Source organism: Cupriavidus sp. HPC(L) (genome assembly GCF_000307735.3).
Classification (GTDB): Bacteria; Pseudomonadota; Gammaproteobacteria; order Burkholderiales; family Burkholderiaceae; genus Cupriavidus.
Map to the genome: position 1 here is coordinate 1 of NZ_AMPR02000103.1, position 9,187 is coordinate 9,187.

At 67.4% G+C, this 9,187-nt stretch carries 9 protein-coding genes; 5 read left to right on the top strand and 4 right to left on the bottom strand.

Translation table 11 applies throughout. From position 1 onward, the window contains the following. The 4 genes from B551_RS07745 to B551_RS07760 form a co-directional block, all read left to right on the top strand. The coding region (locus B551_RS07745) for a CoA-acylating methylmalonate-semialdehyde dehydrogenase (protein WP_023263813.1) at window positions 1–1,330 on the top strand (1,330 nt) is incomplete at its 5' end. 35 nt (window positions 1,331–1,365) lie between these two features. Continuing rightward, entirely contained in the window at window positions 1,366–2,265 is a 900-nt protein-coding gene (mmsB, locus tag B551_RS07750; protein ID WP_023263814.1) for a 3-hydroxyisobutyrate dehydrogenase, read from the top strand. After that, window positions 2,262–3,437, top strand: coding sequence for an enoyl-CoA hydratase/isomerase family protein (locus B551_RS07755; RefSeq protein ID WP_006577856.1), 1,176 nt, complete (start codon window positions 2,262–2,264; stop codon window positions 3,435–3,437). The genes mmsB and B551_RS07755 overlap by 4 nt, the downstream gene beginning before the upstream one ends. Window positions 3,438–3,711: 274 nt before the next feature. Next, on the top strand, window positions 3,712–4,533 hold the full coding sequence (locus B551_RS07760) for a hypothetical protein (protein ID WP_006577855.1): 822 nt from the start codon (window positions 3,712–3,714) through the stop codon (window positions 4,531–4,533). A 134-nt stretch (window positions 4,534–4,667) separates the two neighbouring features. Here B551_RS07760 and alaC read toward each other — a convergent pair whose 3' ends face one another. Next, window positions 4,668–5,930 (bottom strand): alanine transaminase, encoded by a 1,263-nt coding sequence (alaC, locus tag B551_RS07765; protein ID WP_006577854.1) that lies wholly within the window; start codon window positions 5,928–5,930, stop codon window positions 4,668–4,670. 267 nt (window positions 5,931–6,197) lie between these two features. Here alaC and B551_RS07770 point away from each other — a divergent pair, with 267 nt between their 5' ends. After that, window positions 6,198–6,482 carry a nicotinamide mononucleotide transporter gene (locus tag B551_RS07770; protein WP_006577853.1) on the top strand — a complete coding sequence of 95 codons (285 nt, stop codon included), beginning with the start codon at window positions 6,198–6,200 and terminating at the stop codon, window positions 6,480–6,482. A gap of 47 nt (window positions 6,483–6,529) precedes the next feature. Here B551_RS07770 and B551_RS07775 read toward each other — a convergent pair whose 3' ends face one another. The 3 genes from B551_RS07775 to B551_RS07785 all read right to left on the bottom strand — a co-directional run. Beyond that, the gene (locus tag B551_RS07775; RefSeq protein ID WP_006577852.1) at window positions 6,530–7,372 is read right to left on the bottom strand and encodes a siderophore-interacting protein; all 843 of its coding nucleotides are present in this window, start codon (window positions 7,370–7,372) and stop codon (window positions 6,530–6,532) included. Between the two features lie 3 nt (window positions 7,373–7,375). Further along, on the bottom strand, window positions 7,376–8,014 hold the full coding sequence (locus tag B551_RS07780; RefSeq protein WP_023263815.1) for a PadR family transcriptional regulator: 639 nt from the start codon (window positions 8,012–8,014) through the stop codon (window positions 7,376–7,378). 104 nt (window positions 8,015–8,118) lie between these two features. After that, the coding region (locus tag B551_RS07785) for an AI-2E family transporter (RefSeq protein ID WP_023263816.1) at window positions 8,119–9,187 on the bottom strand (1,069 nt) is incomplete at its 5' end.

The window sequence follows — 9,187 nt, forward strand, 5'->3', positions numbered from 1 at the left end:
GAGCTGGCGCCATACGCCGATCGGGGCCCGGCTGCGCATCATGCTGAAGTACCAGGCGCTGATCCGCGAGCACAGCAAGCGCATCGCCGCGATCCTGACCGCCGAACAGGGCAAGACGTTGTCCGACGCCGAGGGCGACATCTTCCGCGGCCTGGAGGTGGTCGAGCATGCCGCGTCGATCGGCACGCTGCAGCAAGGCGGCTTTGCCGAAAACGTGGCCGCGGCCGTGGACACCTACACGCTGCAGCAGCCGATCGGCGTGTGTGCCGGCATCACGCCGTTCAATTTCCCGGCGATGATTCCGCTGTGGATGTTCCCGATGGCGATCGTCTGCGGCAATACGTTCGTGCTCAAGCCCTCCGAGCAGGACCCGCTGTCGACGATGGAACTGGTGGCGCTCGCGCTCGAAGCGGGCGTGCCGCCCGGTGTGCTGAACGTCGTGCATGGCGCCAAGGACGTGGTCGACGCGCTGTGCACGCATCCCGATGTCAAGGCGGTGTCCTTCGTCGGCTCGACCGCGGTCGGCACCCATGTCTACAACCTGGCCGGCAGCCACGGCAAGCGCGTGCAGTCGATGATGGGCGCGAAGAACCATGCGGTGGTGCTGCCCGACGCGCACAAGGAGCAGACGCTGAACGCGCTGGTCGGCGCCGCCTTCGGCGCGGCGGGCCAGCGCTGCATGGCGACCTCCGTGGCGGTGCTGGTCGGCGCGGCGCGCGACTGGGTGCCCGACCTGATCGCCAAGGCACGCATGCTGAAGGTTGGCGCCGGCGCCGAGCCCGGCACCGATGTCGGACCGGTGGTGTCGGTCGCGGCGAAGCAGCGCATCCTGGGGCTGATCGAGGCCGGCGTGCAGGAAGGCGCGACGCTGGCGCTCGACGGCCGCGATGTCAGCGTGCCGGGCTATCCGGACGGCAACTTCATCGGACCGACCGTGTTCACCGACGTGACGACCGGGATGTCGATCTACACGCAGGAGATCTTCGGGCCGGTGCTGGTCGTGATCGGCGTCGACACGCTCGACGAGGCGATCGCGCTGGTCAACCGCAATCCCTTCGGCAACGGCACCGGCGTGTTCACGCAGAGCGGCGCCGCGGCGCGCAAGTTCCAGAGCGAGATCGACGTGGGCCAGGTCGGCATCAATATCCCGATTCCCGTGCCGGTGCCGTATTTCAGCTTCACCGGCTCGCGCGGCTCCAAGCTGGGCGACCTCGGGCCCTACGGCAAGCAGGTGGTGCAGTTCTATACGCAGACCAAGACCGTGACGGCGCGCTGGTTCGATGACGAGACCGTGAACCAGGGCGTCAACACCACCATCGCGCTGCGCTGAACCAGCCCAACGGACCCAACGGACAGGAGACCTCGATGCATATCGCCTTTATCGGCCTGGGCAACATGGGCGCGCCGATGGCGCGCAACCTGCTGAAGGCCGGCCACACGCTGACGGTGTTCGATCTCAATGCGCAGGCGCTTGCCGCCTTGCGCGACGCCGGCGCCAGCGGCGCCGATTCGCCGAAGCAGGCAGCTGCCGAGGCCGACATCGTGATCACGATGCTGCCGGCCGCGGCGCACGTGCGCGGCGTCTACACCGGCGAGAACGGCGTGCTGGCCGGCGTGCGTGCCGGCGTGCCGCTGATCGATTCGAGCACGATCGACCCGGCGACGGTGCGCGAACTCGCCGCGCTGGCCGCGCGCCAGGGCAATCCGTTCGCCGACGCGCCGGTGTCCGGCGGCACCGGCGGCGCGCAGGCCGGCACGCTGACCTTCATGGTCGGCGCCGACGCGGCGCTGTTCGAGCGGCTGCAGCCGGTGCTGGCCGGCATGGGCAGGAACGTGGTCCGCTGCGGCGACACCGGTACCGGCCAGGTCGCGAAGATCTGCAACAACCTGATCCTCGGCATTTCGATGATCGGCGTGTCCGAGGCGATGGCGCTCGGCGCGCGGCTCGGCATCGACGCCAAGGTGCTGGCAGGCATCGTCAACACGTCGACGGGGCGCTGCTGGTCGTCCGACACCTGCAACCCCTACCCCGGCGTGATCGACACCGCCCCGGCCGCGCGCGGCTACAGCGGCGGCTTCGGCGCCGAACTGATGCTGAAGGACCTGGGCCTGGCCAACGACGCCGCCCGCGCGGTGCGGCAGCCGCTGTTCCTCGGCGCGCTGGCGCAGCAGCTGTACCAGGCGATGTGTCAGCGCGGAGACGGGCAGCTCGATTTCTCGGGCGTCATTCGGCAATACCTCGACGCCGATGGAGGCGCGGCGTGAACGCAAGAGTCGAATCGCTGCCGCCGCGGATCGAGGCCGAGGGCACCGATGAAGTCCGCTTCGAGGTCATCAACCGCGTCGGGCTGGTGACGCTGAACCGGCCGCGCCACCTCAATGCGCTGTCGTTTCCGATGATCGTGGCGCTGCGAGAACAGCTGCGGCACTGGGCAGCGCAGAAGGATATCGTTGCCGTGGTGCTGCGCGGCGCCGGCGACAAGGCGTTCTGCGCCGGCGGCGATATCCGCGCGCTATACGACAGTTATCGCGACGCCGCGGCCGGACGTGGCGGCGACGATGGGGAACCGCTGTACCGGCGCTTCTTCGTCGACGAATATCAGCTCGACTTCGAGCTGCACCGCTATCCGAAGCCGGTGGCCGCGCTGATGGACGGCATCGTGATGGGCGGCGGCATGGGGTTGGCGCAAGCGGCACCGCTGCGCATCGTCACCGAACGCTCCCGCGTCGCAATGCCCGAGACCGGCATCGGCCTGGTGCCCGATGTCGGCGCCAGCCACTTCCTGTCGCGGATGACGCCCGAGCTGGCGCTGTATGTCGGCCTGACCGGCGTGACGCTCGGCGCGGCCGATACGCTGCTGTGCGGACTCGCGGATGTCGCGGTCGACAGCGCTTCGCTCGTGGAGTTGGAGACGACGCTGGCCAGCATCGCCTGGCCGGCCAGTGACCGTGACACGGTGCTGGCAACGCTGCGCCGGGCGCTGGCTCCGGCGTCGCCGACCACCGCGGCCGATGCCCCGCTGCTGAAAGTACTGCCTGCGCTGCTGCGGCACTTCCGCGCCGACGCGACGCCCGCGTCGATCCTGCAAGGCCTCGCTGGTGAACAGGATCCATGCTGCGCCGACTGGGCCGCGAAGACGGCGACGCTGCTGCGCGGCCGCTCCCCGCTGATGACCGCCGTCACCCGCGAACTGCTGCTGCGCGGCCGCCGGCTGGACCTGGCCGACTGCTTCCGCATGGAGCTCGACGTGGTCAGCCACGCCTTCACCGACGGCGACTTCATCGAGGGCGTGCGCGCGCTGATCGTCGACAAGGACCAGACGCCACGGTGGCGGGTGGACAGCCACGATGCGGTCGATCCCGATGCGGTACGCGGGTTCTTCGTGTCGCCGTGGGAAGGCGAGCGGCATCCGCTGTCGGCACCAGCACTGAAATAGGAAAGGGCGCTCCGAAGAGCGCCCTGTATAGCCGACAAGTCTGTCGTCCCCGCGAAGGCGGGGACCCAGCGGCTTGGTCATCCCGCTCCGGCACAGGTGGAAACACCGTTCTGCCGTCCTACCGGTTACGATTCCCGCGCCTTGAAGGAAAAAGGGCGCTCCACGGAGCGCCCTTCAAGGAGGAAGTTGGGGGTCCGCTTGCCTATTCAGGCAGCTGCCGACACTGATCCCGACCTATCGCCAGCGAATATAGCCACGCTCACAGCTCGAGTCAATGGACCACCTGTCCGAACCAGAATTGGCTAGCGTCGCAGCCCTTCTCTCGGACGAACGGCTTGGAACGTTCGAGCGCTTCACCGGGTCTCGCCGCAGCGCCATTGCGCTCCATCAGGCAATGCTCAGACTTGCCGCCTCGCTGATGACGGTCACCGCCGTGGTAGAGATTGCATTGCGCAACGCCGTCTGTGCCCAGCTGACGGACCACTTCCAAACCCCGGACTGGCTCCGCATGCCGCCCGCTCCCTTTCAGTGGGACAACGAGTTGAAAGCGAAGATCCTGCAGGCCGACGCCAGCGCGCGAAAGACTGCGTACGCAAAGATGAACCTGGACGAACGGCAACAACTGGATAGACGCGCGTTCTGCGGCGGCATTGCACCGCACGGTCTTGCATATGAGCACATCCTGAGGGCCCGGCAAGAGGTCGTCAGCGTATCGATGGGACAACTGGTGGTACAGCTGACTCCGTACTTCTGGAAGCGGCTGTTTTCAACGAGCTACGAGCACACGCTATGGCGACCCGCGCTGAAGCACGTCTTCCCGGACAAATCGGTGTCGCGCGCATTGGTTGCCAGCCATCTTGAAGCGCTTTATCAGACCAGGAATCGCATTGCGCATCACGAACCTGTCTACGGACACAGGCTTCAACAAGCCGAAGCCGCTATCGACTTCATTGCACGGTGTCTGTGGCGAGGTGACATCAAAGGCGCCACCCCGCTGGAGAAGCTGCTTCAAGCAGAAATGACAGAGCTGAGAACGCGCGCCGAGTCAGCAAACCGCATCCTCGCCATGCGTGTTCCGCCGGCGCGGCCGCATTGAAGCAAGAGAGGCGCTGATGAGAGCGCCCAAGCTTGCCAACGGAGATCGTCGTCCCCCAAAGCGGGGAACCCAGCGGCTTTCAAAGACGCTGGATTCCCGCTTTCGCGGGAACGACATGCGGTACGCGAGCGTGCTCAGGGCTTTGGCGCCGTTGCGGAAGCCGCCGCCGGTGCGACCAGCCCATCGGCGCGGAACATCGCCTTGATGCCCCGCACCGCCTGCCGGATGCGCGATTCGTTTTCGATCAGCGCGAAGCGCACGTAGTCGTCGCCGAAGTCGCCGAAGCCGATGCCCGGCGATACCGACACCTTGGCCTTCTCCAGCAGCTGCTTGGCGAATTCCAGCGAGCCCAGCGCGCGATACGGCTCGGGAATCCGCGCCCAGATGTACATCGATGCCTTCGGCAGCTCCACCGGCCAGCCGGCCTCGTTCAGCCCGCGCGCCAGTACATCGCGGCGCGACTGGTATTGCGCGGCGATCTCGCGCACGCATTGCTGGTCGCCCTCGAGCGCGGCGATCGCGGCAATTTGCAGCGGCGTGAAGGTGCCGTAGTCGTGATAGCTCTTGATGCGCGCCAGCGCCGTCACCAGGTCGGCGTTGCCGGCCATGAAGCCGATGCGCCAGCCGGCCATGTTGTAGCTCTTCGACAGCGTGAAGAACTCCACCGCGATGTCCTTGGCGCCCGGCACCTGCAGGATCGACGGCGCCTTCCAGCCATCGAAGACGATGTCGGCATAGGCGAGGTCATGCACGACCAGGATGTCGTGCTTGCGGGCCAGCGCGATCACGCGCTCGAAGAAATCGAGTTCCACGCATTGCGCGGTGGGGTTCGACGGGAATCCGAGCACGATCATCTTCGGCTTTGGATAGCTGCCGCGGATCGCGCGTTCGAGCTCGGCGAAGAAGTCGACGCCGGGGATCAGCGGCACCGAGCGGATATCGGCGCCGGCGATCACCGCCCCGTAGATATGGATCGGATAGCTCGGGTCGGGCACCAGCACGGTGTCGCCGCGATCGAGCGTGGCGAGCATCAGGTGCGACAACCCCTCCTTCGAGCCGATCGTCACGATGGCCTCGCGCTCCGGATCGATGTCGACGCCGTAGCGCTCGCGATACCAGTGCGAGATCGCGCGGCGCAACCGCGGAATGCCGCGCGAGGTCGAATAGCCGTGGGTATTGGGACGCTGCGCCGCCTCGGTGAGCTTGGCCACGATATGCGCGGGCGTCGCGCCATCGGGATTGCCCATGCTCATGTCGATGATGTCCTCGCCGCGGCGGCGCGCCGCCATCTTGAGCTCGGCGGTGATATTGAAGACGTAGGGGGGAAGACGATCGATGCGCGCGAAGCGGCGCTGGCTCGACGGGCTCGAGCCGGGGGATGCCGGAATGGCTGACATGGTTGTCCTTGTACGTAAGCGCCCGGAACCGTCCGAGCGACGTTGGCGGTTGTCAGTGCCGCCGGCGACGATGTTAATCGGGTTACGGGCGCGCGTCCATCGCCGTCGTGCAGGCGCGATCTCGCGTTGATCGGCCCGCTTCCGTGGGAAGGAGTCCGCCGCACGTCGCGCCAGGCGTATATCCCTCTTGCTCCCAGCGTGCTTCGGCGTTAAGCTTCGCACGCTTTGTATGCAAAACTTGAACACAATAAAAGGAGACATAGCGCGATGGATCTCGCTGCCGCCCAACTGCCGATGGTGCTCAATGGTCTGGAATGGTCGGGCTGCGCGCTCGCGATGAGCGGTTCGCTGCTGGTCGCGCTGCACAACAAGGCGTCGCGCTGGGGCTGGATTTCGTACCTGTGCTCGAACATTGTGTGGAGCGTGTTCGCACTGGTGACCGGCACCTATGGCCTGTTCGTGCAACAGCTCGGCTTCACCGCGACCAGCCTGTACGGACTCTACCGGCATACGCAGTTCCATCGGCAGGGCGGACACGCCGGCTCGCACTGAGCCGGACGCCCTCTCGGCCCTCTCCAACTCCGGCCTCTTTACGCGGCTCAGTCGTCGAGCGTTTCATGCACGCCGACGGCGCCGTGCTTCCAGTAGGCCGACGCGCGGATGCGGCGCTTGTCGATGCCGCGCTCGTCGACCAGGCAGGCGCGCACGGCGCGCATCGCGGCTGCCTCGCCGGCGGCCCAGACATAGCCCTCCCCGGCAGGCAATTCCAGCCGGCGCAGCGTCGTCAGCAGTTCGTCGCCTTCGGCGCGATACAGCCAGTGCAGTTCGCAGGCGGCGTCGCCGCGCAGATCGACACGCGCCTCGCGATCGTCGACCTGGACGACCACCACCACGCGCTTGCCGGCCGGCAGTTCCTCGACCCGGCGCGCGATCGCGGGCAGCGCCGCTTCGTCGCCGATCAGCAGATGCCAGTCGAACGCCGACGGGATCACGAAGGAACCGCGCGGCCCGCCGATGCCCAGCCATTGTCCGGGCTGCGCCTGCGCCGCCCAGCTGGCGCCCGGGCCATCGCCGTGCAGCACGAATTCGATATCGAGCTCGCGCGCCGCGGCGTCGTAGCGGCGCGGGGTGTAGTCGCGCGCGATCGGGCGCGGCTGTCCTTCAGGAAACATCGGACCGTCGGGCCCCATCTCCGGCAGCACCGGGCGCTGCTGTCCCGGCGCCGGCAGGAACACCTTGATATGGTCGTCGAACGAGGCCGACACGAAGTCGGCGAGATCGTCGCCGGTAAAGGTCACGCGCAGCAGCGCCGGTGAGATCCGCTGCGTGCGGACCACCTGGATATGGCGGAACTTCAGCGGATGGCGGACGCGCTCGACGGTGAGCGCGGCGTCGCGGCGATCGGTGGCGTCGATGGATGTGGCACGGTCGGTTGCGGACATGCATTACCTCGGATTGCGTGGTCGGGCGGGATGCGGCGGCACGGCGGCCGCCTCGGTGTTTTCGATATCGGCGACGGCGCGCAGCAGGATGTCGGCGATGCGCCGCTGTTCGTCAGGGGAGGCATCGGTGCGCAGCAGCAGCGCGCGCTTGAGCGCCATCCGCGCCTGCACGAATTCCGGCAACCAGCCGTTGCCCTGATCGTCCGGCTCCGGCGGCGGCTCGCCGGCCAGGGCGCGGCGCACCCACTCCATCTTGCGGGCGGCATGACGCAGCCCGTTCCACAGCAGCGCCAGCCGTTCGCGGTTGGCCTGCAGGAACTCGCGGCCCGGCTCGGCCAGCCGGTAGCACTTGCGGTTGCCGTCGACGTCGACGGCCGCGTGGCCGATCTCTTCCAGGTACGTCAAGGCGGGATAGATCACGCCCGGGCTAGGCTTGTAGAAGCCGGCACTGCGCGCTTCCAGCGCCTTGATCAGTTCGTAGCCGTGGCTGGGCTGCTCGGCCAGCAGGTCGAGCAGCAGCAGTTGCAGGTCGTCGGCGCCCAGCTTGCGGCCGCGGCGCAGGCCGTCTGCATCGGAGCCGAATCCGCCGAAGGGACCGCCGGGGCCGTGGCCGTGCCGGCCGTGATGATGGCGAGGGGGCATGGAACAGTCGCTCGTTATATCGAAAAACATATCTTACGATATAGTTCGCCGCACTGAAGGTCAACCCCTGGCCCTGCTTGCGGCAGGGTCTTGTCGGCTCGGCCCTACTCCCCGAGGAACTCGGCCATGAATTCCAGCCCTTCGATATGGTCGGCCACCACCTTGGCGATCACGGCCAGCGGAATCGCCAGCAGCATGCCCCACGCGCCCCACAGCCACGTGAACAGCAGCAGCGCGACAAACACCGCCACCGGGTTCATCTTGGCCATCCGGCCGGTCATCCAGGTCTGCACCACCGAGCCGATCAGCGTCGCGATCAGCAGCGACCCGCCCGCGGCCGCGGCGGCCAGGCCCAGCGTGCCGAACTGCATGAAGGCCGCCACGCCGAGCGCGATCGCGGTCGCGCCGGAGCCGAAATACGGAATCAGATGCAGCGCGGCCGCCGCCAGCGCCCAGGTGCCGGCGTGCTGCAGGCCGATCGCCTTCAGCAAGAACCAGGTACAGACGCCCAGCGCGGCATTGGTGATCAGCAGCATCAGCATGTAGCGCTGGATCTGCCGATTGATCTCGCCCAGCATATGGACGTTGACCTTCTTCTGCGTCAGCGTGCGGCCCGTCATCTTGACGAACTTGCGCTTGAACATGTCGCCCGACACCAGCAGGAAGAAGGTCAGGAACAGCACCACCACGGCCTGCCCCGCCGCGGCAAAGGCGCTGACCGAACCGGCCAGCACCATGTCGTGCAGCGCCCCGGCCGGCTTCTCGATGACGACCGGGGCGCCGCGCGACAGCTGGGGCGTGCCGCCGGTCAGCACGGTCGCCGCGCGCTGGATCTTCTGCCACATCGAGTCGTCGCCGCTGAGCAGCGCCGACAGGCTGCGCGACAGCTTGCGCGCGATCTCCGGCAGCCGGTCGACGATGGCCTCGACCTGGCCCTGCAGCAGATACGCACCGCACAGCAGCACCGCGACCAGGCCCAGCAACACCAGCGTCGCGCCGATCGGGCGCGGCAGCCGCTGGCGATGCAGCGCCGATACCAGCGGATCGAGCAGATAGGTCAGGATCACGGCCAGCACCACCGGGATCACGAACGCCTTGGCGACATGCAGCGCGTACAGGCAGGCCAGCGTCGCCAGCACCACCAGTGCGAGGCTGCCGCGCTGGATCGCGACC